The organism is Achromobacter sp. NPDC058515, assembly GCF_042721735.1.
Classification (GTDB): domain Bacteria; phylum Pseudomonadota; class Gammaproteobacteria; order Burkholderiales; family Burkholderiaceae_B; genus Achromobacter.
In genome coordinates this window covers 382,486-406,560 of record NZ_JBHXNI010000003.1, presented here as the reverse complement: position 1 = coordinate 406,560, position 24,075 = coordinate 382,486, and the positions used below count along the sequence as shown (strand labels likewise).

9 protein-coding genes are annotated in these 24,075 nt (G+C 70.0%); 5 read left to right on the top strand and 4 right to left on the bottom strand.

Annotation, left to right across the window (positions count from 1 at the left end; translation table 11 throughout):
- Positions 1 to 5: 5 nt before the first annotated feature.
- From ACFWP0_RS07775 to ACFWP0_RS07760, 4 genes are all read right to left on the bottom strand, one after another.
- Entirely contained in the window at positions 6 to 12,701 is a 12,696-nt protein-coding gene (locus tag ACFWP0_RS07775) for a filamentous haemagglutinin family protein (protein ID WP_377840954.1), read from the bottom strand.
- A gap of 172 nt (positions 12,702 to 12,873) precedes the next feature.
- On the bottom strand, positions 12,874 to 13,839 hold the full coding sequence (locus ACFWP0_RS07770; protein ID WP_377840953.1) for a FecR family protein: 966 nt from the start codon (positions 13,837 to 13,839) through the stop codon (positions 12,874 to 12,876).
- A 16-nt stretch (positions 13,840 to 13,855) separates the two neighbouring features.
- Positions 13,856 to 14,404, bottom strand: a complete 549-nt coding sequence (locus tag ACFWP0_RS07765) for an RNA polymerase sigma factor (RefSeq protein WP_377840951.1) — start codon at positions 14,402 to 14,404, stop codon at positions 13,856 to 13,858.
- 4 nt (positions 14,405 to 14,408) lie between these two features.
- On the bottom strand, positions 14,409 to 15,092 hold the full coding sequence (locus tag ACFWP0_RS07760; protein WP_377840950.1) for a TonB C-terminal domain-containing protein: 684 nt from the start codon (positions 15,090 to 15,092) through the stop codon (positions 14,409 to 14,411).
- 377 nt (positions 15,093 to 15,469) lie between these two features.
- Between ACFWP0_RS07760 and ACFWP0_RS07755 the strand changes: the two genes are divergently transcribed.
- From ACFWP0_RS07755 to ACFWP0_RS07735, 5 genes are all read left to right on the top strand, one after another.
- Positions 15,470 to 16,138: an RNA polymerase sigma factor gene (locus ACFWP0_RS07755; RefSeq protein WP_377840948.1), complete on the top strand. Its 669-nt coding sequence runs from the start codon at positions 15,470 to 15,472 to the stop codon at positions 16,136 to 16,138.
- Positions 16,135 to 17,199, top strand: coding sequence for a FecR family protein (locus ACFWP0_RS07750; RefSeq protein WP_377840947.1), 1,065 nt, complete (start codon positions 16,135 to 16,137; stop codon positions 17,197 to 17,199). The genes ACFWP0_RS07755 and ACFWP0_RS07750 overlap by 4 nt, the downstream gene beginning before the upstream one ends.
- A 119-nt stretch (positions 17,200 to 17,318) precedes the next feature.
- Positions 17,319 to 19,802, top strand: coding sequence for a TonB-dependent siderophore receptor (locus tag ACFWP0_RS07745; RefSeq protein ID WP_377840945.1), 2,484 nt, complete (start codon positions 17,319 to 17,321; stop codon positions 19,800 to 19,802).
- Positions 19,803 to 19,848: 46 nt separating this feature from the next.
- Positions 19,849 to 21,744 (top strand): PepSY-associated TM helix domain-containing protein, encoded by a 1,896-nt coding sequence (locus ACFWP0_RS07740; protein ID WP_377840944.1) that lies wholly within the window; start codon positions 19,849 to 19,851, stop codon positions 21,742 to 21,744.
- A gap of 665 nt (positions 21,745 to 22,409) precedes the next feature.
- The coding region (locus ACFWP0_RS07735; RefSeq protein ID WP_377840943.1) for a beta strand repeat-containing protein at positions 22,410 to 24,075 on the top strand (1,666 nt) is incomplete at its 3' end.

Genomic DNA, 24,075 nt, shown 5'->3' with positions numbered 1-24,075 from the left:
AGCCGCTACAGCTGACCCAGATTGCTCTGCTCGCGTTCGGTCAGCTGCTGCTGCGCCTGCGCGGGCAGCTCGCCCAGCCCCAACACCCGCACCGCGCTGCCGGGGTCATAGGAGGCCGTCGGCGTCGGCGGCCTGGGCGGCGGCGTTTGGCCCCCGCTGCCCGCCGGCAGCGGCTCGCCGCCGAAGCCAAGGATCTGCACGCTGAAGATGGACGGCTGATTCTGCCGCGCCGCCGACCGTTCGCGCTGCATGACGTCCTGCGCCGCGGTGGCGGCGGTGGCCGCCGCCGCGCTGGCGCTGGTCAACGCGTTGGTATTGACCGACACCGTCACCGGGATGCCCTTGCTTTCGCCCTGTACCTGGATATTGGCCGCGTTGACTACCCGCAGCGCAGCGACGTTGACGTTGCCCGACACGCGGATGCCGGCCTCGCCGGCGTCGATGGTTCCCAGCGGCGCGATCAGGTCCACGTCGCCCGCCGGAACCTCCGGAATCGGCGCCAGCGTGCCGATCCCCGCGCCGGTGGACGGCACCGTGGGCGACAGCGTGACATTGCCGTAGGCGTCGTACACGCGTCGCGGCGGCGTGTAGAGCACCGTGGTCTTCGCGCCGCGGCCGGCGTTGATGTCGCCCTCGGCCGACCAGGCCTGGATGTGTCCGCCGAACGTGGTCATGATGCGGCTCTGCCCCAACAGCACGCTGCCTTGCGCATACAGCTGGATGTCGCCCTGCCCCTGAGTCACCACGCCGGCGCTGGCGGGCGGCGCCACGCCTTCCACGCCCAGCACCTGCTGGCCGCCCGGCGTCAGCAGCTGGATGCCGCCGCCGAAATCGCTGCGCAGCCCCGCGCCGCCATACATGGTGAAGCTGCCCTCGTAGCGCGCCGGCGCGCCCGCGGCATTCGCGTCGGGGAACAACGCCGCGATGGCGCGGCGCCCGCGCAGGTAGCTGCCAAAGCGGGGGCCGCCGTCGTCGTTGTACTCGCGCCCGCCCTCCTTCAGCTCGGCGAAGAACAACTGGCGCGCATAGATGCCGCGCTCGGCCGGCGCCAGCGCCGCCAGCGCCGCGCCCGCGTCCTGCTCGCCGCCCTGGTAGCCATGGTGCTTGCGCAGCCAGTTCACCAGATGAATACCGCTTTCCTGCTCGAAATCGCGCGCCAGGTCGCGCCTGCCCTTGCCGGCATCGGCATCGCGCAGCGCCTGCTGGCGCGCCAGCTCGGCCGGCGCCCCGGCCTCGTCGCCGGCATAGCCGAACTCGGCCTGCAGCCAGCCGCGCAGCGTCAGTTCGCCGCCATAAGCCTGCGCCACCTTGTCCGGATTCGGGCCCAGGCCTGCGCCGGGCTGCAGCCCGCGCGCGCCATCGAGATAACGCGACAGGAAGCCCGCATAGTCGGGACCCGCCGCGCCCACGCCGGCCAGCACGGCCAGGTCCGCGCCGGGCCGGGTGTCGCCGCGCACGATCGCGCCCAGGCTGCGCACGCTGGCCGCGTCGTCCTGCCGGAACTGGCGCGCAGCCTGCAACAGCAGCGTGCCGGGGCCGGCCACCTGCGCATTGGCGTAGACGATGTCGCGGCCGGCCTCGATCAGCGACAGGTCGCGCGCGTTGCTGTGCACGGCGGTGACGTCCAGCCGCAGGATGTCGCGGCCGGCCCGCACCGATACCGGCACGGCGGCCTCGTACCAGGTGTCGATGCTGCGGACCGCGCCGCTGCCGCGCGACATGTCGACCACCGCTCCGCTCTTGAGGCCCACGATGTCGCCCGTGGCTGCGTAGAACCTGGCGACGGTGGAATCGCCCGCGTGCAGCGCGCGGTCCAGCGGCGTGCCGGGTCCGAATGCGAACAGCGGCTTGGAATACCAGGCGCTCGCTTGCAGCACGCCTTCCCGGCTGGTGTTGGTCAGGATGAAATTGAAAAAGCCGCCGGCTTCGAAAGCGCTGAAGGCCGGACGCAAGGGCGTGGGCAGCGGCGCGTCGGCGGACGACATCGACACCGTGTGGGCGCCCTCGGCCAGGATGGACCGGCCTGCCAGCAATTCCAGCTGGCCGCCCGCCGACGGCGCCAGCAGCAGCGTCGGGTTGGCGTCCTCCGCGGCATTGGGGGCCAGCATGATGTTTCCGCTGGCCGCCACGGCGCGCAAGATGGACGGATAGACAAAATAACTGCGGCCTTGCGAGCCGATCTCCGTGAATTCCGGTTTCAGTTCGTCGCCGGGAAAGCGGCTGTTGGAGACGGTCATCGGCGTGAGGTTGCCGCCGGCCGAGAACAGGTTGACGGCGGTGGCCGGCGTCCAGAGCGTGAACCAGCCATCTCCGCCGCCGGTGGCGGGCTGCGCTTGACCGGCGCGCTGGTAGGGGCTGGAATTGACCTGCGTGACGCGGCCGGGATCGCTGACGCCCGCCAACACCAGGTCCCCGCGCGTGTCTATCCACGCCGTGGCGTCGCCCAGCACCAGGCGCGGCCCGCCCATGGGCCTGGCTCCCCCCACGGCATAGGGGTCCTTGGCGCGCAGCCCCGCGCCGTCGCCGTAACGCAGCGCCATGCCGCCCACCTGGCCGGCCGTCAGGGCCAGCCGGCCGCGCAGGTTGACCAGTACGCCGTTCAGGTCGAGGTGGTCGGTGCCGCCGGTATACGGCCCCGTCGCATTCAGCTGCGTGGCGCTCAACGAGGGGTTGAGGCTGCCGCCGATGCGCACGTCCAGGTCGCCGCCGCCCGTCTGCACCAGGCTCCCGTCGAGCACCCGGCCGGTGCTGCCGACCACGGCGGTCAACCCTTGCGAACGCGGCTCCACGCCGTTGACATATCTGGCCGCATCGCCGCGCGCGTCCCGCACACCCGCGTCGCGGCCCGCGGAGATGCTGAGGTTGCCGCCGCCCAGCGTGCCGAACCCGGTAAAGCCCACCAGCCTCGGCTCCTTGTTCCCGCCGCCCATGGCGCCCTCGACCGCATAGGCGCCGAAGTTGATCCACCAGCTCGGCGCGATGTCGGCCACGCCCGGCGTGCCGATGCTGCCCTGGCGCCACAGCCAGGCGCCCGTCATCGTGCTGGCGTAACGCCCGCGGGCGGATGTCTGGTCGAACGGAACGCCGTTGTCCGCGTTGGACCCCATGGCGTCGCCGTAGACGTCGCGCCCGGCCTCCACGGTCAGGTTGCCCCCCTGATCGGGATACCAGGCCTGGTACGCCGCCATGGCTGCGTCGTACTTTCCGTCCATCTGGATCAGGCCCAGCGGGCCGGTCTTGCCGTCGTAGCCGCGCGGCAGGTTGAAGCGCGCGTCGGCCGCGCCGAGCGAGGCCTGCGTGCCCGCGGTATACACGCCGTACAAAGAGGCCATGCCCACGTCGCGCCCGGCCAGCAGCGACAGGTCGCCGGCGCCGGTGCGCAACACGCTGAACGCGGGCGAGCCAAAGCCATACTTGTATTCGCGCGTGACGATGGTTTCCGACGAGCCGCCGCCGGCGCAATTGCTGGCATCGGCGCAGAATTCCTCGGGCGTCACGCCGATCACGACGGCCAACTCCTCCACCGGCTTGCCGACCCAGCTTAGATCGCCCCACCAGTTCAAGGAGCCGCTTTCCGAGACCGTGCGCGGCGCCGGCGCGCAATAGTCGCCCCAGGTGCACAGCTGTTCCCACGAGTCAAAGCCGTATTCCTCGGCCACTTCCTTGACCGACCGGCCGACCAGGGCGGGGTCCCCGAACAGTTCGGCCGCCCCCGCCGCCGTCAGCACCATCATGCCGACGAAGATCGTCTTGCTGGTTTCGGTCGCCCTGGCCGACAACCCATAGTGCGTGTCGGCCAGCACCAGGTCGCCCTTGCTCAGCACGTTGCGGGCGCGCACGTCGGCCGACTCCAGGTCGGCGCCGGCCACCGCCGTCAGGCTCCACGCGCTGGCGCCCGGGCCCAGCATGGGCGCCAGCGCCCAGTTGCGGCCCTGCTTGCCGTCCGGCCCCTTGGGCCGCAGATCCACCGGCTTGCCGTCGAGCAGGACCACCTTGGTCTGCGAGGGAATCAGCGAGCCCTGCGCCAGCACGATGCGCCCGCTTGCCACCAGTTCGGCCGGCAGCGCCACGTTCTTGGGCCAGGTGAATGCGCGCACCGCAGCCTGGCTGCGCAGGACGAAGCCGGCGCCGAGCGTCGAACCCGGCGCGAGCCCGACCGCGCCGGCCAGCACGGTGCCGGCGCGCAGAACGCTGCCGTCGGCAGTCGTCACATCCCCGGTAAGCACCAGTCCGGCCGGCAAGGACAGGGCCGCGTCCAGCGTCAGCGCCACGGGCAGCACGGTGCCTGCGGGCAGCGTCGCCGGATTCGCGGGCAGGTCGTAGTTCAGCGCGCGGCCGGCCGGGAAGGAGGTGCCGGCTTCCAGCTTGACGCCGCCGATGGGCACCACCAGGTCGCCGCCATACGGCGTCACGGCCTGCGAGCCATAGCGCCCCTCGACCAACTGCCAGCCGGCGGCATCGTCGGGCGAATCCGGCGGCGGCGCGAAGCCGTCGTTGATGCTGCCGTAGATACTCAGATTGCCGCCGGCGCGCAGCACCAGCACTCCCGGTTCGCCGTAGCCGCGCAGCGCGGGCGTCGCGCGGTCGGCGTTCGGGCCGTAGCGGTGATTGGAAAGGTCGATGTCGCCGACCACGCTGAGGTCGCCGTCCGGCGTGGCGCTGACGATCTCGACGCCGGGGCGCAGGCGGTATCCGCCCAGGCCGGACAGGCGCGCGCCCAGCGCGGAATTGGCCGACGCCGCATTCATGAAAAGCTGGTTTTGCCGGTCGATGTCGTCCAGGTAGCCCTGCGTGATCTCCTGCGGGCGCTTGCCGGTCACGTCGGGCGCGGCCGCCAGCGGCGCGTCGTCGTAGCGGCGGAAGGCATTCACCGCCACCGTCTTGGCGCCCAGGATGGCGGGACTGCCCGCCACCACCACGGCCACGTCGCTGGCGCCGTCGCCCGAACCGGCGATGGCGCCCTGCTCCGCGCCGCCGCCCAGGCGGCGCGCGTTCAGGTCCAGCGTGCCGCGCGCAACGCCATCGTGGTTCTGCGCCTGCACGCCGGCGCGCAGGTCCACTCCCGCGCCGGCGCCCAGCGTCAGCGTGCCTTCGCGCGAGGTCAGGTCCACGATGGCGCGATTCGCGCTGTCGATGATCTTGCCATGGCTGTCCACGCGCAGGCCGGCGCCGTGGGCGTCCAGCATGCCGTTCACCGCCAGGTCGCGCATGGCCGCCAGGCGGATGCTGCCCACCTGCGGGCCGCTGGCATCGATGCGGCCGTTGACGGTGAGGCTGCCGCCGTCGAGCGCCAGCTCGACGTGCCTGGCCCGCAACTCGTCGCCGACCACGAGGTCGCCGCGCTTGATCTGGAAGCGCCTGGCGCCGAACACGCCGCCTTCGGTCAGGCGCGCGTTCAGGTCGGCGAAGTCGGCCAGGGTCTGGGCCCGCAGCACGGCTTCGGCGCTTTCGTACGGCACCAGCGTGCCGCCGGCGTCATACAAGCCGGACGCCGCGCCGCGGAACGCGCCGCCCAGGTCCACCCTGCCGGCCCCTGCGCCCAGCGCGATGGCCTGCAGGCGGCCCGCGCGGTTGTTCCGCGCCGACACATCGATGAGCGCTCCCCGCGCCTGCGCGATGTTGCCCGCCATGCTCTGCAGCTCCAAATCGCCGCCCCAGCTGTAGCGCAGCGCATCGAGCAGGCGCACCTCGCGGCCGGACAGGTCGATCCGGGAGCCAGCGCCCAGCAGGATGTCGCCGTCGGCCTTGATCGAGAGCTTGCCCGAAGGCAGCGCCACCGTCGTATCCAGCGCGACGCTGCGGGCGGCCAGGCTCAGGGTGGCGCCCAGCGCGTCGCGCGCGGCGGGGACCGCGCCCGTGCCGGAGATGGCCAACGCGCCGCCGGCCTTGATATGCATGACCGAACCGGCCTCCCCGGTCAGGAGCGGCGTGCGGATCTGCAGGTCTCCGCCGCGATAGCGCCAGCCTTCTTGCGCCGCATAGCCGTCCTGCCCGTGATAGACCGACAGGCTGCCATTGGCCCGGCCTGAGATCATCTGCGCGGCATCCAGGACGACCGAAGAGAAGCCCAGCATCAGGCGCTCGGCCGGCACCAGGGAATTCGGCAGCAGATAAGGCGAAGCCTCCAGGCGGATCGCGCCGGCCACGACGTTCAAACTGCCGTGCCCCAGGCTGTCCAGTATCGCGCCCCCGGGCGCCTGCGGCTTCGCGGCGCCGGCCCCGCTGTTGCCGCTGCGGTCCGCGGCAAGAGAACCTGCCCAGACAAACTCGCTGGCGGCGATGGTCGCCGTGTCGCCCGCGGCGCCATAGCCGTAGATGGCCGGCGCGCCCAGCACCAGGCGCTGCAGCGACCTGCCGCCCGCTCCTCGCGCATCCAGCGATACCGCGCCATACACGTTGACCGACTCGCCCGCGTTCAGGATCAGGCTCTCCAGCGCCGGCGCTTCCAGGGCCGTGTTGCCGCGCAGCAGGTTGCCCAGCACCTCCTGGTTCAGCGCCATGCCCGGCGGCAGCCGGCCCGCCGCGCCGGCCTGCTCCAACGCCTGGGCGCTGCCCAGGTTGACGGCCGATACGCTCAGCGCCAGATGGCGCGTGCCGTATTGCACCGAGTCTCGCCAGGTGAACGCGCCGTTGGTGGACACGCCGATCGAACCCTCCGACAACAGGCGGGCGGCGCCCGCGCAGGCCGTGACGCAGCCGCCCACGTCGACGGCGGTGCCCGTGCCGCTCGTCGGCGGCAGCAGGTTCACCCGTCCGTTCGATACGGCCAGAACGGCGCCGCTGATCGTCGAGTAGTAAAGGCCCGTGCTCGCATCCTGGGCCACCGCCCCGCGCCCGAGCGTGGACAGCGTCGCGCCCTGCTCGACCACGATGCCGCGTCCGCCGTCGACCGCGTACAGCAAGATCTCGGGCGCGCGCAGCGTGGCGCCGCTGCGCACCAACACCCGCGAGGCGTCGCCGCCGATGTCGCGCGAGCCCTGCTCGTAGCTGCCCGCGCTGGCAAGCCCGCCCACGAAGAGCGCCCCGGGGGTCAGCGCATTGAGGTCCGCGGCGTACACCGCCGCGGCCGGCGGAGCAAGCACGGGCGACTGCCCGGGCGCCAGGACCTCCAGGCCCGCCGCGGGCCCGGTGACGACCAGGCGGCCCGCGTACGCGCCGCTGTCTTGCGGGACATCGAAACGCGCCACGCCCTTGAACGACAGCGCGGGACTGCCTTCCATGCCCGCGCCCTGCGCCAGGCTCAGGTGCAGCGCGCGGGCGTCGCTGGTCAGCATGCCCCGCATGGTGCCCTTGCGCGCCGCGTCCGCCAGCACGAAGGCGTTGTAGGACGTCTCGTTGTATTGCGCATGGCGCCGCAGCACATCGGCCGGCGTGATCAGCAGACGGTTCGGCAACGCCGCCTGCTGCCCGGTGCGGGCCGTGCCCAGCCAGCCGCTGCCGACCCACGAGCCACCGCGCGTGCGCGCCGCCACGGAAGCGTCGTTCGCGCCCTGCGCGCCCAGCTCGACGCGGAACGCGCCGGGCAGCAGCGCATAGGTCGACGGCAGCAGCGTATAGGTGCCGGCCGGCAGGCCCGGCACGCCGGTTCCGATGGTTACCTGCCGCCCCACCGCGGGACTGCCGGCGCCGGCGTCGGCGGCGACCGGCGCCTGGCTTGCGGTGTAGCCCGGCACGATGGCGTAGACCGCATTGCCCGAACTGCTGAAGGCGAACCCCGGATTGGCGTCGGCCATGGCGTAGCGCAGCACGTCGACCGAGCCGCCGCGTCCGCGCACGAAGGCGCCGCCGGTCAATTCGCCGCCGCCGGACAGGTCCAGCACGGCGCCCTCGGCCACTTCGATCGCCTTGCCCTGTATGTTGATCTTGCGGCCCAGAAAGCCGTCGGAGCGGGTCGCGTCCAGCTCTACCTCCTTGCCGGCATAGAGATACTTCACGCCGTCGACCGTGCCGCCGTAGGGCATGAGCAATCCGCCGCCGCTGATGGACGTCAGGCTGCCCGGCAGGAACCGGACCGTGCTGGGCGCCTCGGACTTGCTTTCGAACGTGATGATGCCCAGCGGCGCGCGCAGCACGCCGCCCTGCTCGATCAGCGGCGCGACCAGCGTGATGGAGCCGAACGCGGAGTAAGGCGTCGCCGGCAGATCGCCGGCGGCGCGCCGCAGCGTCAGGACGGCATCGGGGTTGTAGCTGTAGATATCGCCCTGCGGCCCCTTGACCGTGTACTCGCCCATGGAGATGGCGCCGCCCGATCCGGTCGTCGGATAGATCTGCGCAGCCGTCACGGTCAGGCGGTTGGGCGCCGCCAGCTTGTTGGGCATGCCCCGGTCGCGGAAACCCACGCTGCCCAGGCGCATGTCGCCCTGGACGTCGAAGCGCACGTCGTCAAAGCTGATCAGATTCTGATTGCCGCGCGCATCGAGCAGGCCGGCCGACACGTCCAGCCGGTGGCCCGCCTTGAAATACCGCAGCGGCGCGGAAACGAGCTGCAGGAAGAAATCGGCGCCATCCAGCGGCTTGTAGCGCGACTGATTGAACAGCACGTAGGGCGCGCCCAGGCTCACGACGCTGGCGGCGGGCGAGCCTTCGAGCAGCGACAGCGCCCCCGACAGGCGCAGGCTCTGGCGCATGGCCAGCGCGACGCTGCCGTCGGCGCGCACGTCGGCATTCAGCGCCAGGTTGTCGAAGCCGCCCGCCGCGATGCGGTCCACGCCCAGGCGCGCGCGGCCGTAGGCCAGGTCGGGGCTGGTTTCTCCCGGCTGCAAGTCCGCGGCCAGGCTGCTCTCGCCCTGCCGCTGCGCCAGGACCAGTTGCCGCTCCGCCTGCACCGCCAGTTCCGGCGAAAGATTGCGCTGGTAGAAGGCGCCGCCGAACGAGACGCCAAGGGTGCCGCCCGCCGCGCGGTCCGACCCGGCCGCCGCGCGCAGCGCGCCGTCCAGGTGCAGGCTGTTGGCCGAGGACAGCACGATGGCGCCGCCGTCCGTACCCACCACGGTGGCGCCGCGTCCCGGCAGGTCCAGCACGGCCTGCGTGCCCGACGCGTCCAGCAGCGAACCCGGCCTCAGGATGATGTGCCGGTCGATGGGACGGCTGGCGATATCGGTGTCGGCCTCCCAGTCGAGCTTGCCGCCGATCTCGATCGTGCCGCCGGCCTGCGCCACGCCATAGCGCCGGCCCTTGGCGTCCACCGCGACGTGGCTGCGCCCGGCAACGTCCAGCACGGCCTGCCCGCCGATCCAGACCGAACGGGGATTGGCCTTGTGCACATAGGGCTGCTCGCCGATGCGCGGCTCCAGAATGGCGATGCGCCCGCCCCAGGCGTCAAGCCGGCCCAGCAACGTGAGCTGGTCGGCGCCCTTGATCTGGATGGTCCCGCCGGGGTCGACGCTCACGCGCGCGCCCTCGCCCACGACGATGGGCCCGCCTGTCGCGGCCCGGTCCGAGTACAGCGCCAGGTCGGCGCCGGCGCGTTGCGTCAAGCGGCCGCGCAAGGGGTCTTCCGTGTACAGCGGCGGCGTCCACAGCGACAGGACGTCGCCAGGCTGGGCGCCGGAGCCGGGGGCCTGCGCGGCGCCGCCCTCCAGCCGCAGCACCGGCATGGCCACTTCGATCTGCGCGCCGTCCGCGACGGCCAGGCCCTTGTAGCCGTTGATCTCGTACTTGCCAAAGCCGCGGCGGAACAAGGACGGATCCAGCCGCAACGTCTCGGCGTCCGGCGGTTCCGACGAGCCGCCCAATACGATGCGGCCGCCGCTGGCCACGGACAGCGTGCCGCCGCCCGTGACGCCGTAGCCACGCACTTCACCGTCAAACGACAGGACGCCTCCGCTGGACGGCGCCTGGCTCAGCGCATGGGCGGCCAGCGTCACGCTGCCGCCCTTGCCGCCCTGCAGCTTGCCGTCGGTCAGCACCGAGGCCCCGGCCGACACGTCCAGCACGCTGCCCGCGTCCACGGTCACGTCGCCCGTGCCTCGCAGGGCCACGCGGCCGCCGTCGCGCACCGGCAGTCCGGCCAGGCCGTCGGCGTCGCGCAGCAGGTTGGCCCAGACTCCGCGGGCATCCAGCATCGCGCCGGAGGCGACGTGCAGCCGCGCCAGCTGCTTGGGCTGGGGCGCCAGCGCCGTATCCTCGATCCGAGGGGCCTGGAAGCTGGGTTGCAGCAGTACGTTGCCGGCCTGGATCAAGCCGCCGCGGCTGACCAGATCGGCGTTGATGTCCACCTCGGGCGCGTAGAGCGTGATCTCGCCGCCGTCGGCGCTGCGCAGGGCCGAGTCGACCGTGATCGATCGTCCGGCGGCGATGCGCAACCGGCCCAGCGAAAAGCCATTGAGCCGGTCCACGTCCAGGAACAGCTTGCCCTGGTTCTCCTGCGGCAAGGCGGCGGCAAGGTCCAGCCCGTCGGCCAATCGCTCCCTGCCCGCGCCCAGCGTCACTTCGGCCACGGTGTCGCCCGTGGCGCCCAGCTGATAATGGACAAGCTTGGCGACCGGGTCGTAATAGCGCAAGTCGTTGCCGACCACCAGCGCGGCGCCGCGCGCCACGGCGCGCTGCGACTGGCTGTAGCCGTCCAGCCCGGCCAGCGGCGCGCGGTCCTGGCGCACGCCCTGGTAGGTATCGCCGATCAGGTCGCCTTCCAGCACCGCGCTGCGGGTCGAGATGACCAGCGCGCCGGCGTCCCGTCCCACCGTGTAGCCGTCCTCGTAGCGCGTGCGCGGAGCGAGCAGCTCGTTGTAGAAGCGGCGCGTGGCCTTCTCGCCCCAGCGCTCGGAGCGCTGTTCGTAGCCGCGGTAGACGCCGGTGTACAGCAGGTCGGCGGGCGCCCGGTCGGCCGTGTAGAGACGCCCGTCCTGACCGCGCAGCCAGGTCTGCTGCAAGGTTCCGGACTGTACGTCCAGCGTGCCGCCCGACAGGTTGATCGCCGAACCGGCCTGCGTCACCACCTCCGCGCCCTCGAAGCGGACCTGGCCACCCTGCGCCAGCCAATGGCTGGCCGGCGCCGCCAGGGTTCCCAGATAGCCGCCCACTTCGAGCAGGCCGCCGCCGCTGTACCAGCGGTCGCCATCGTAGCCGCCGGCGCCGCTGGCCACGCGGACCAGCGTGCGCCGGTCCAGCCACACGTCGGTATTGTTGAGCCGGGCGTCGTCGCGGTTGACTGGTGAATCGCGCTGTTCGTTGCCCTGCAGATTGATCTTGATGTTGTTCGATTCCATGGAAACGGCCACGCCGATCGCGCCGCCCACGTCGATCTGCGCGCCGTCGCGCACCAGGCTGCGCGCGCCAGCCTTGACCGCGACCTGCCCGCCGGTCGCCAGCGTCAGCGAATCGCCCTGGAAGTCGACCGTGCCGCCGCTGTCGACCCGCACCAGCGACAGGTCGCGCCGATTGCGGTCCGTGGCCGCCAGCGCGCCGGTCGGGTTGGCGCTGGGCAGCATCAGGTTGTCGCGCTGGCCGTCCAGCGCCGTGGCGTTGTCCGCGTCCACCAGGATGGCGGTGATGGCGCCCGGACGCAGCGTCACGGCGGCATCGGCGCCCGCGCCGTTCAGATGAATGGAGCCGCGCGAATCCACCGACGTGCTGGACGCCAGCACCCCGGCCTGCTCAACGGAACGCGCCGCCAGCGTGATGTCGCCCTGCGGCGACAGGATCAGGCCGCGGTTGGCCACGACGCCGGCGCCGGAAGGAACGATCTCGCTGCCGCGCGTGGTCGATGCGGCGTTGCCTTCGGTGCCCTGGCCGCGCTTGATCACGAAACTGTCGCCCGCCGCCAGCGCCGCCTGCCCCCGGGCCGTCGCGATCGTGCCGGCGTTGTCGACCTCGCGGCCCAGCAACAGCACGTAGCCGCCGGACTGCGTCACGGTCGCGGGGCGGTTGGTCTCGATGACCGCGCCGGGCCGCAATTCCACCTTGCCCAGCGCATCGGCGAAACTGGGCGTCTTGTCGTCCGGCCCGTACAGGCCGCTGTTCTCGAACTGCGCGTCGGTGATGCGCGCGGCCGCCGCCACCAGGTTGCGCACGTTCACCTGCGACGTGCCGTCGAACACCACCCCGTTCCGGTTGACCACCATGACCGTGCCTTCGGCCTTGATCTGCCCCTGGATCACCGAAGGCCGCGCTTGCGGATCGTTGACGCGGTTGAGGACCGCCCAGCCCGATTCCTGCCTGAATTCGACCGTAGTGCGCTTGCCCACGTTGAAGGTCTCCCAGTTCAGGATCGCCTTCGCGCCGGTCTGCTCGATGGCGACCTTGACGCGCCCGCCCTCGGCCGTCTGCACGGGCGCCTTGGCGTTGTGCCAGCCCGCCGTCAGCGGATTGGCGTCCACCTTCAGGCCGCCCTCGGCCAAGCCGTCCGGCAGCGGCGCGCCCGATGCCAGGGCCGCGTCGCGCGCGGCGCGCTGCGCCGCCTGCTGGGCGGCAATCGAGGCCGCGGTGCGCCCCAGGTTGTCGACCGAACGCCGCAGCTGCTCGCGAGCCGCCTGCGACTGCCGCGCACCGGTAAGCGTGGTGACGGGCGCGCCGCCGGGCAGCCTGCCCGTGGCGGCCGCCTGGGCCTGCGCCGCGCCCTTGGCCGCAAACCAGCCGCTGCTGAACGCCTGCTGCGCCGACGCCGGCACGGCAACGCCCCCCGATACCAGCAGCACCGCCAGTGCGGCCGGCAGCGGCTTGAGCCGGCCTCCCCGCGCGCCAGCCGCAACGGAACGGGTCATGGGGAGTTTGCGGAAACGCGATGTCATAGCGGGCAATCCTGATCCGAGTAGCCAAGGAAGTAAGGGCGCGTCATCGGCGCGGTCGTGCGCGTGATGGCGGCTCATACTTCGAAGACGGAAGGACGCGATGGAATGGCTACCGGAAACGGCCGGCTTTTTTGTAACTGCGCAATCAGCTCAGCAGCACGACGCCGCCCGGCAGGCGCGTCAGCTGCGCGCCGTACAGGTCGCGCAGCATGCGCAGCGCCAGGTCGGTCTGCGTGATCTCGAAGCGCATGCGGACCCGACGGGCGGCCAGGTCGGCATTGCGCAGCAGCACGCGCCCGGGCCGATAGCGGTTGATCTCGTCCACCACCTCGGCCAGCGTCTGCCCCGCGAAACTGAGCGTGCCCGTGCGCCAGGCGTCCACCTGCGCCATGTCCACCGCCAGCGTTGTCCGCAGCCCGGCGTCGTCATAGATAACTTGCTCGCCCTGCGCCAGGGTCTGGAGCGCGCCGGCCTGCTCCACCTGGACGGTGCCCTGCAGGCAGGTGACGCAGACCTGCGGCCCGGTGTAGCGCAAGTTAAAGCGCGCCTGCCGCGCGCGCGTGGCGCCGGACCCGGCGTAGACGGTCACGGGCGCGCCGCCGCCGGCGGCCTCGATCTGGGCTTCGCCCGCCACCAGTTCGATGGCCTCGGCCCCGGCTTGCGCGCCGCGCTGGTTGATGCGCGTCTGCGTGTTCATCTGCACGCGCAGCTGATCCGACAGCGCCAGCTCGCGCTGCTCGGCCGTGCCGGTGCGAAAGTCCGCGGTGAAATCCAGCAGCGAAGGCCACAAGGACAGCGGCGGCCACAGCGCCACCGCGGCGCCGCCCGCGGCCACGGCCGATCCCAGGAACGCCCGGCGGGCCGGGCGGCTCGGCCCCCTGGCGGGAGGATGCGCCAGCCCCGGATCGCGGCGGGCGGCCTGACGCAACACCGGATCCATGTCCTGCCAGAGCCGCGCCACCTCGTTCCAGGCATGCGCATGCGATGGGCTGCGCGCGCGCCATTGCTTCATCGCCTCGGCGTCGCCGCGCGTCGCGTCGCGGTCGCGCAGGCGCAACCACCATTGCTCGGCTTCGCGCCGCAGGCGGTCGGGATTTTCTGGGGAGTTCATGGCGCCGAGCATCGTGTCAGAATTTCCGCCGGCCTACAAGATCGCCGTTGGCCACGGCCTCCGTGTCGGCCAGGCGTTCGCGGCAATGCCGCATGGCCGCGGCCAGTTCCTTTTTCACCATGGCCACCGATATCTGGAAGCGCTCCGCGATCTCGGCGTTGAGCAGCCCGTCCACGCGCGCCGCGGCCAGGATGGCGCGCTGACGCGGCGGCAGCTCCTCCATCGCCGCCTCCAGCGTCCGCACGTCGCGCCGCGCCGCGACGATGCGCTGCGGGTCCGCGGTCTCGTCGGCCACGTGCAGCAGCGCCTCGCGCTCGTCGTCGCCCAGCGGTTCGCGGTTGCGCCTCCAGTCGTCGGTGGCGATGCGCGCGGCCATGCGCAACAGGTAGGCATCCGGATTCAGCACCGGGCTGGCGGGCTTGGCCACGTCCAGGCGCAACCAGGTTTCGTGCAGCGCGGCCGACGCCTGGTCGCGCGAGCCGACGATGCGTTCCAGGCTGCGCCGCAGTTCGGGATAGCGGGCGATCAGGCGCAATCGCAGCAGGGCGGCGGAAATCATGGACATGCGGTCACTCCGCCGGCCGGCGCGGAGCCGCGCAATGCGTGCCGCCGGGCAGCAGCAGCACCGACACGGGCTGCGGCATGCCTGCAGGCGGCGGCGCGCCCACGTCCATGCCTTGGATGGCGCGCGTCACGGCCGCATCCACCCGGTCGCTGCCGGTGGTGTCCAGCAGGCGCATGCGCGCCACTTGACCGCCCCCGTCAAGCCGCAGCTGCAGCGCCAGGCGGTATCCGCCCGGCCTCGCGGCGGCATTGCCGCATAGCGTGCGCAAGAGCGCCTTCTGCACCCGTCCTATATAGCCGCTGAAATCGGCGCCGCCCGCGCGCGCGCCCGGGATGTCACGCGCAGCGAGCGGGGCTGCGGCGTTCGCCGACGCCCGGGCCGGTCCGTCGGCCGGCGGCGCATAGACCACGATGGCTTCGCCGTCCGTCTGGCGGATGCGCAGGCCCGACCCGTCAAGCAACCGGCGCAGGGCCTCCATGACCGCATGGCGGCCGGACAGCGCCGGCGCGGGTTGGCGCGCGTAGCGCTCGTCAACCAGCACCGCCACGCCCGCAAGGCGCCCTATCGCTTCCAGGCTGTCGCCCAGCGCCTGCGCAGGCAGCGCAAAGTCATATCGCTCGCCGCGCAAGCGGTCCGGCGACGTCGCGGACGCGGCGCCGCCCGCCAGCGCGGGCGTCTCCAGGCACATGAGACACACGCCTGCCAGCGCCAACACACTGAGCGGTGCCGGGGTGCATATCATCGCGCGATATCGAGGTCCGAAAATGGAATGGGGCCGGCGCGCGTCCAGGCAGGACCACGCCGGCCAGCAGGCTAGCCCAGCGACATGACTCGGCCGTGACAGCGGGACGAGCGTGGAATCGATAGCGTTGCTACTGAGAATAAATCTCAGTACAATCCCGCCAATTTCAACTGGCCGGCGCCGCTTGCGCGGCAGGTCGACGGCTAATCAGCGGGCTCCGTGTTCGTCATCCCGTTTCCTCTTTTCTCCCTTTCCCTGGCCTGGGCCTATCCAAGGCCCGCCACGCCGTGGCCAGCGCGCGCGCGCAAGACGGGAAGCACGGAATGAGCCGCAACCCTTTGCTGGCGTCCAACGCAAGCGCCGCGCCGGCTGACGCCCAGAACGAAAACTCAAGCGCGATCGCGAAAGCCTATGCGCGCTGGCGGCTGCCGCTGCTGCGCGGCCTGGCCCGGTTCAAGGGCAGCATCGGCAGCGCCGAAGACGCGCTGCACGATGGCGTCGTCAAATGGGTAGCCGCCAACCCCGCGCTGGACTCCGCCGATGAGCAGGGCGCGTACTTGCGAAAGACGGTGCTGAACGGCGTGGCGGACGAGTTCCGCGAGCGCCAGGCGGGTCGGCGCCTGCAGACGGTTTCGCTCGATGAGGCCGCGGAGGGCGGCCAGGCCTGGGTGGCGGGCGATGCGTCATGTCCCATGCGCGCGGCGGCGCATCAACAGCGGCTCAAGCGATTGGGCGAGGCGCTGCAGGAACTTCCCGACCGCCAGCGCGAGGCCTTTGTGCTGAGCCGCTTCGACGGGTTGACGCAGGATGAAGTCGCCGCCCGCATGCAGATATCGCGGCGCATGGTCGTCAAGCATCTGGCGCGGGCTATCGCCTACTGCGAGGTTCGGGTGCACTATGCTACGGTTGCGCAGATGCGGCAATTGCATCGGCCCGCCGGCGATAACGATGGCCGGGACAATAACAACAATAGCGACTCTGCCCCCTCATGACCGATTCGCCTTCCTCAGCCCCGCCCGATCCGTTTGCCTTGCATGAGGCAGCGGCCGAGTGGCTGGTGCGCCGCCAGGATGCCAGCTGGTCGGCCGCGGATGAACGCGAGCTGGACGCCTGGCTGGCTGCCCGCCCGGCGCACCGGCAGGTGTACGCGCAGGTGTCGCGCACCTGGCAGGATTTGTCGGATGCGCCCCGGCCCGCGCTGGCGTCGGACGGACGGGCCGCTTCCAGCGCGCCCAAGGCGCCGCCTCAGCCGGCCCCCCAGCCGGCATTTGGCCGCCGCACCGCCAGGCCAGGGTTTTGGCGGGCGCTGTTGGGCCAGCCGGTCTTCTCGAAGGCGTACGCCGCCGTCTGCGCGGTGCTGGTCCTGGGCGCAGGCTACGGTTGGCACCGGTGGGATAGCACCCCCGGCTATGTGCTGGACGTGAGCACCGCGGCAGGAGAAGTACGCCAGCTGGATTTGCCTGATGGCTCCCGCGTTGCCCTGAATTTCGGCAGCACGCTGCAGGTCCGGTACTACCCGCGCCGCCGCGAGCTCGTGTTGAACCAGGGCGAGGGATTCTTCGACGTGGCGCCGGACGCCGGCCGGCCCTTCACCGTCGAGGCGCGCCAAAGTCGCGTCACGGTGGTGGGCACGGCCTTTAATGTGCGCAATACGCCGAATGAAGTCGTCATCAAGGTGTTGCATGGCCGCGTGCGGGTGCAGCCCGATCGCGACAAGGCGGGCGCGGAGCTGTCGCTGGGCGCGGAGCAAGGCGTGTCCGTCGATGCGCGCGGGGCCGCCTACCGGGCCGTGGCGGCGGTGTCGGACAGCGTAGGCGGATGGCGCAATGGGTGCCTGGTGTTTCGGCGCACCCCCCTGGGCGAGGTGGCCCAGGAGGTGGCGCAATACCTGGGCAAGCCGGTGGCGCTGGACAGCCCGGGCCTGAAGTCCTTGCCGGTCTCCGGCTTTGCCGCGACGAACGCTCCCGCCGCATTCCTGGAAGCGTTGCCGGATCTGCTGCCAGTGCAGGTGCGGCGCACGGCTGACGGCGGCTATCTCATCCTGGAGCGTTGAGCATCCGGGCTCCGGTTGAATTTTATTTTTCTGTGCGCGCCATGCGCGGGTTCCCAATCCTGCCCTGAAATCCGTTTACTCCTGCAAGGCCGGTACCGGCCAATAACGATGGAGCGGGAATGGGACGGGGAATGTTGAAGGACGCGCTTGCTGGCGGCGCGTTGACGGCAGGCATGCAACTCAAGGCAGCACCGGTGCTGGTGGCGTGCGCCCTTGCCGCCCTGGCGCAGCCGGCGGCGGCGCAAACGCAGCAACAAGCGGCAGTGGTGGATTTCAGTATTCCGGCGCAAGCGCTGGACCGCGCCTTGAAGCTGTTTTCGGAGCAATCCAAACATCAGGTGCTGTTTGACGAGGCGGTGGTGGCGGGCAAGCACTCGCCGGCCATCAACGGTCGCTATACGCCCCGCGAGGCTCTGGACCAACTGCTGGCCGGCACGAACGTGCGCGTGAACAGCGCGCGGCCTGACGTGTTTACCCTGACGGTCGTCGGGCAGTCGGCGCAGTCTTCGGCCGATGCCCTGACCCTGCAGGCGGTGACGGTTACCGGCAACAGCCTGCGCGACCCGACCACCGAGCTGACCGGCTCGTACACGACTGGGGCAGTGACCATCGGCAAGCTGACGCAGTCGATCCGGGAGACGCCGCAGTCAGTCAGCGTGATCACGCGGCAACAGCTGGACGACAGGAACCTGACCACGCTGGACGAGGCGCTGGCGCAGACGACGGGCGTGACGAAGACGGCAAGAAACTTCGGCAACCACAAATTCTCGATACGCGGTTTTACGGTCGACGACAACAACTACCTGGTTGATGGCGTCGCCGGCATCGTCTATGCCCCGGTGGGCTGGCTGCCCATCGATACCGCCGTGTTCGACCGGGTGGAGGTGCTGCGCGGCGCGGGCGGGCTGATGCTGGGCTCGGCGGACCCCAGCGGCGCAATCAACATGGTGCGCAAGCGTCCGCGCGGCGAGGCGCATCTTGATATGGCCGCGACGGCGGGTTCGTGGGACAACTACCGCATGGAACTCGATGGAGGCGGCCCGATCAATGCCTCCGGCACGGTGCGCGGCCGCCTGGTCACGGCTTACCAGGACCGGCATTATTTCTACGACGGCACGAAGTCGACCTCGCCGCTCCTCTACGGCGTGATCGACGCCGATATCGGGCAGAACACGACGCTTACGCTCGGCGCGCGCCACCAGGCCAACGACACCGACGGCTATTGGCTCTTCGGCCTGCCCCGCTATACCGACGGCGGCGCCCTGGACGTATCGCGCTCGACCTCGCTGATCCAGGACTGGAACCGCCAGAAGGGGCAAGTCGACGAAATCTTCGCTGAAGCCGAGCACCGGTTCAGCGCCGACTGGAAGGCGCGGCTGTCTGTCAACTGGACGGAGGCCGACCTGGACCAGCGCGTGGCCATTCCCCTGGGAGGCGTGGACAGGACGACGGGCGTCGGCTCAAGCTTCTACGACATCTACTTCAGCCGCACGCGCGTGCTGAGCGACGGCGTCGACCTGAACACGACGGGCAGTTTCCAGGCGTTGGGCGGAACGCACCAGGTGGTGGTCGGCGCCACCTGGTCGCGCAAGCGCGCCAATCAGAGGTCGACAAACCTGGACAGCGACACGCCGATCGACGTGTACAACCCCGACCATTCCTCCATCCCCGAGCCTGCGCGTCCGGCCTGGAACTGGAAGGAAACGTCGGAGTCGGAACAGACCGGCTTGTACACCAGCATGCGGCTTCAGCTGGCGGACCCGCTGCACTTGCTGCTGGGAGGCCGGCTCAGTTGGCTGAAGTACCGGTCCACCGACGGACTGACGGGTGAAAAGACCCGGGACTACGAACAAAAACACGAATTCACGCCTTATGCCGGACTGGTCTACGACTTGAACAAGCAATGGTCGGTCTATACCAGCTATGCGGACACCTTCCAGCCGCAGAGCACCTATGTAACGTCTTCGGGCGCGCCTCTGGATCCGGCCATCGGCGCCAACTACGAGGCGGGACTGAAGGGCGAACTCTACGACGGGCGCCTGAACGTGTCCGCGGCGGTGTTCGCGGTCAAGAAATCCGGCATTGCGGTACTGGACGACGCCAACCCGGGAAGCTGCCCGGGGTCGCTAGCCTCGCCCGATTGCTATCGAAACGGCGGCACCCTGCGCAGCAAGGGCATCGAACTGGAAGCCAGCGGCGAACTGTCGCCGGGCTGGCAAGTGATGGCAGGCTACACGTACGTCACCAGCCGCGATGACGAGGGCGAGACGATCAGCGCGGAGACGCCGCGCCATCTGTTCCGCTTGTCCACGTCGTACCAATTGCCCGGCCGCTGGAACGCCTTCTCTGTCGGCGGCGGCGTGTCGGCGCAAAGCGGCTATTCCTACCCGGCGTACGACGACACGTCCGTCCGGATGGGGGCACCCGGACGCGCGGTATGGGATCTGCGCGCCGGCTACCGCATCAACAAGCATTGGAGCGCGAGCCTGAACGTGGCGAACGTGTTCGACAAGCACTATTACGGGATGCTGAGCCAGATCCGCCGGGGCAACCATTACGGCGAACCCCGCAATGTGATGCTGACGCTGCGCGGAACGCTATGACCGGCCGCGCCGCCGCGCTGTGTCACGGCCACCCCCGAACGCCGGCATGAAGCCGGGATTCCGCCAAAGCATGGCCTGGCTGCACACCTGGTGCGGCCTGACTTGCGGCTGGCTGTTGTGCGCCATTTTCTTGACCGGCACGCTCAGCGTCTTTCGCGAACCCATTACACGGTGGATGGAAGCCGGCCCCTTGGCGGACGCCGCGCCCGGCGATGCCGACGCGGCGCCATGGCTTGCCCGCGCCACGCAGATGCTTGCGGCCCGGGGGGCCGGCGCGGCCTCCTGGGACATCTCCTTGCCGGCCCGGCCCGGCTGGCCGATGCGGCTGTCCTGGCGCGCCGGAGATGGCGAGGCCCATGAGATCTGGATGGCCCCCCAGACGGGCGACGTGGCCGCGCCGCCGCGAATACGCGAGACAGAAGGCGGCCGCCATTTCATGTCTTTCCACTACACCCTGCACGGCGGCCTGGCCGGCTATTGGCTCGTGGGTTGGATATCCATGGGCATGCTGGTCGCGCTGGTCTCCGGCGTGGTGGTGCACAAGCGCATCTTCAAGGACTTCTTCACCTTCCGGCCCGGCAAGGGCCAGCGCAGCTGGCTGGACGCGCACAATGCCACGGCCGTGCTGACGCTGCCCTTCCTGTTCATGATCTGCTACACGGGGCTGGCATTTTTCTACACCAGTTATATGCCGTGGCCACTGCACGCGGCGTATGGCGGGGACGACGCGGCCTACCGGCGCTATCAGGCGGAGCTGGCGCCGGCTGTCCCCGAGCCGCGCATCGCGAGGCCGGGCATGGGCGGCGTTCCGGCGCTGGCGCCCTTCCTCGCGCATGCGCGCGCGCTGACCGGGCAAGAAGCGGCGCAGGTAAGGGTCGAGAACCCGGGCGAGGCGCGCAGCGTCATTCGGGTGATTGGCGGCAAGCCCCTGATCAGTGCCGATCCGCGCCTGCTCACTGATGTCAGCCGGGTCGCATTCGATGCGGAGAGCGGAGCGGTACTCCAGGTTCTGCCCGCCTATCGCGAGGACGTGGCCGCCAGGCACGTCCATGAGGTGATTGAAACCCTGCACAAGGCGGACTTTGGCGGATGGACGATAAAGTGGCTGTACTTTTTCAGCGGCCTGGCGGGCACCGCGATGATCGCCACCGGCACGGTGCTTTTCGCCATCAAGCGGCGCAAGAGAAGCGAGCATGAGTTCGGCGAGGCGACGACGCAGGTCTATCGTTGGGTCGAGGCAATGAACGTAGCGGCGCTGGCGGGCATTGCGCTGGCAAGCATCGCCTATCTTTACGGCAACAGGCTGATTCCCGCTACCGTGCCGGAACGGAGCACGTGGGAGATCAGGTTCTTCTTTGCGGTGTGGGCCGCCTCATTGGCTCACGCGCTGTGGCGTCCGACCCGCCGCGCCTGGATTGAGCAAATGGCCGTGGCGGCGTTGCTGTGCCTGGGACTGCCGGTCTTGAATTGGGCAACGACAGGCCAGCATTTGTGGGCCTATGCCAGGAACGGGACCTGGCAGCCTGCCGCAGTGGAAATCGCCGCGCTCGCCTTCGGCCTGGCGCTGGCTTGCTCGGCCCAGGCGCTGCGGCGGCACTGGACGGACGCTCCGCTTGCGATGGCTCAGCAGACGCGGAAAGCCCAGCCCGGCGGCCACCCTGGCGCAGCCTATCGATGGGGAGTCGGCAGCCGGGTGCTGGCGGCGACGGCGGGCGGCTATCTGGTGTCCGCCCTGGCAATGTCGGCATTGGCGCTGATCCTGCCGGCCGTGGCCGGCGCACCGCCGGCAGTCGGCGTACTGGCCGGGACGCTGTTGAGTTTTGTCTTGTATGCCGCGATCGTCGTGGGCGTGTTTGGCGCCCGCAGCGCGTGGCGGGCATGGATCGGGCTGGCCATGGCTTGCGCGCTGTGTGGCGCGCTGCTGCTGGGCTTGCGCCTGTAGAGATGCCGCGCATGGCCATTGATTTTCATCAATAAGGCCCGATTTTTTGGGCGCTAATCTGGCTACAGCCTCCTCTGCAAAATCCTCGTTCGTGCATTTCCAACCATGCGCTGAATCCGGAGGCTCCAGCTGCCGCGCCATGGAACAGAACAACTGAGGCTTCGCAGTTCTTTTTGTCGATTCGATCCGCCATGCGCGTTGCCTGTTCGTCCTCCCTCCTCTCTGGCTCAATTTGCCGCAGCGCCGACCTGTTCGCGCGCGGCAGCCTGGGTTCCAGCCATTTCGGCCCTCTGCCTGCGGTCACCTCGGTTCCCTGACTGCCTGACACGATCCTACGCAAGTTCAGATTCCGTTTGAACAAACGGGGTCATATCCCCCTGCGCGTCCGACCGTGCGGCCGTACTTATCGCTGCAACAGCAACGATAAACAGGCTTATGCTAGTCACCTGCCCCTTGCCGCGGCGATACCGCCCTGGCGATAACAATTGGCAGGCATTACGCGCAGACGATCGCTCCACTGGATTTCCTTTTAGTGAGTAGAGAAGATGCAGCCCTTGTCACCAATTGACGTACGTTTGTTGTTCAAGCTTTCCAGCGCATCATTGATCGCGTTGGGCGCATTTCCCTCCTTTTCCCAGTCTATCGATAGCGGATCGGTAGTCAGCGTGCCCGGCTCGCAAAGCTCTCCCTGGAATCTCGGCGCCAGCTCCCTGACGGTGGGCAATACCAGCACAGGCACGCTGCAAATCGGCGCCGGCGGCGCCGTGTCGGACGGATCCGGATTCATCGGCCGACAGGCCGGCAGCACGGGCAGCGTGACCGTGAGCGGCATCGGGGCGCAATGGACGAACAGTTCGGGACTGTCCGTGGGGTTCTCGGGCACGGGCACGCTGGGCATCTCGAATGGCGGCCATGTCACAAGCACGACGAACACCTACGTGGGCGTGGGGGCCAGCGGCACCGGCACCGTGACGGTCAGCGGCCCGGGATCGCAGCTGAACAGCACGGGATTCCTGCGGGTAGGCCAGACGGGCAACGGCACGCTGCAGATCAGCGATCGCGCGGTCGTGACAAACGGCCTCGCTTACGTGGGCTATGACCCGGCCGGCGTCGGCGCAGTGACGGTCAGCGGCGTGGGGTCGCAGTGGAACAGCAGCGCCGCGCTCACCGTAGGCTTTTCCGGCAACGGCAAGCTCGACATCGCCAATGGCGGCGCCGTGTCCAGCACGCTCGGCGCGATAGGCGCGGGCGCGAATTCCACGGGCGCGGTCACCGTCGACGGAACCGGCTCCTCATGGACCAATTCCAGCACTCTCACAGTAGGCAATTCCGGCTCCGGCGCATTGACCATTTCGAACAACGCCGTGGTTAGCGCGGTAAGCGCGAGAGCAGGCGTGGCTGCCGGTTCGCAGGGCGTCATCAATATCGGCGCCGCGGCATCGGCTGCCGCGGCGGCGCCCGGCGCCCTGACGCTGACGGGTCCCGGCCCTGCACTGACGCTGGGCGCCACCGGGGCGCTGGTGTTCAATCACACCAACACCAGCGGCTATGTATTCGCTCCGGGCATCACCGGCGCGGGCAGGCTCAGCACCTACAGCGGCGCCACGGTCTTGACCGCGAACAACGACTACACGGGCGGCACCACCATTGCCGGAGGGTCCCTGCAGCTGGGCAACGGCGGCGCCAGCGGCGCCATCGTGGGCAACGTGGCGAACAACGGAAGCTTGATCTTCAACCGCTCCGACACCGTGACGTTCGCCGGCCTGGTCTCCGGCAGCGGCGCGGTGAATCAGAATGGCGCCGGCGCCACAATACTGACGGCCAACAATACCTATACCGGCGGCACCGCGATCTCGGCGGGAACCCTGCAGCTCGGCAATGGCGGCGCCACGGGCGCCATCGTGGGCAATGTGGCGAACAATGGGGCGCTGGCATTCAATCGCTCTGACGCCATGACGTTCGCCGGCCAGATTTCGGGCGCCGGCTCTGTCAGCCAGATCGGCGCAGGCGCCACGGTGTTGACCGGCAACAACACCTACACGGGCGGCACCACGATTTCCGCGGGAACGCTGCAGCTCGGCAACGGCGGCGCCTCGGGCGCCATCGTGGGCAACGTGGCCAACGACGGAACGCTGGCGTTCAATCGCTCCGATGTCCAGACCTTCGCAGGCCAGATCTCCGGCAGCGGCGTGGTCAGCCAGGCCGGCGCGGGCGCCACGATCCTGACGGCAGACAACACCTACACGGGCGGCACCACGATTTCCGCGGGAACGCTGCAGCTCGGCAACGGCGGCGCCACTGGCGCCATCGTGGGCAATGTGGCCAACGACG

Excerpts from the sequence above, each read along its gene's own strand:
- ACFWP0_RS07775 (WP_377840954.1), bottom strand. The coding sequence starts at position 12,701 with ATGACCCGTTCCGTTGCGGCTGGCGCGCGGGGAGGCCGGCTCAAGCCG.
- ACFWP0_RS07770 (WP_377840953.1), bottom strand. The coding sequence starts at position 13,839 with ATGAACTCCCCAGAAAATCCCGACCGCCTGCGGCGCGAAGCCGAGCAA.
- ACFWP0_RS07765 (WP_377840951.1), bottom strand. The coding sequence starts at position 14,404 with ATGTCCATGATTTCCGCCGCCCTGCTGCGATTGCGCCTGATCGCCCGC.
- ACFWP0_RS07760 (WP_377840950.1), bottom strand. The coding sequence starts at position 15,092 with ATGTGCCTGGAGACGCCCGCGCTGGCGGGCGGCGCCGCGTCCGCGACG.
- ACFWP0_RS07755 (WP_377840948.1), top strand. The coding sequence starts at position 15,470 with ATGAGCCGCAACCCTTTGCTGGCGTCCAACGCAAGCGCCGCGCCGGCT.
- ACFWP0_RS07750 (WP_377840947.1), top strand. The coding sequence starts at position 16,135 with ATGACCGATTCGCCTTCCTCAGCCCCGCCCGATCCGTTTGCCTTGCAT.
- ACFWP0_RS07745 (WP_377840945.1), top strand. The coding sequence starts at position 17,319 with ATGGGACGGGGAATGTTGAAGGACGCGCTTGCTGGCGGCGCGTTGACG.
- ACFWP0_RS07740 (WP_377840944.1), top strand. The coding sequence starts at position 19,849 with ATGAAGCCGGGATTCCGCCAAAGCATGGCCTGGCTGCACACCTGGTGC.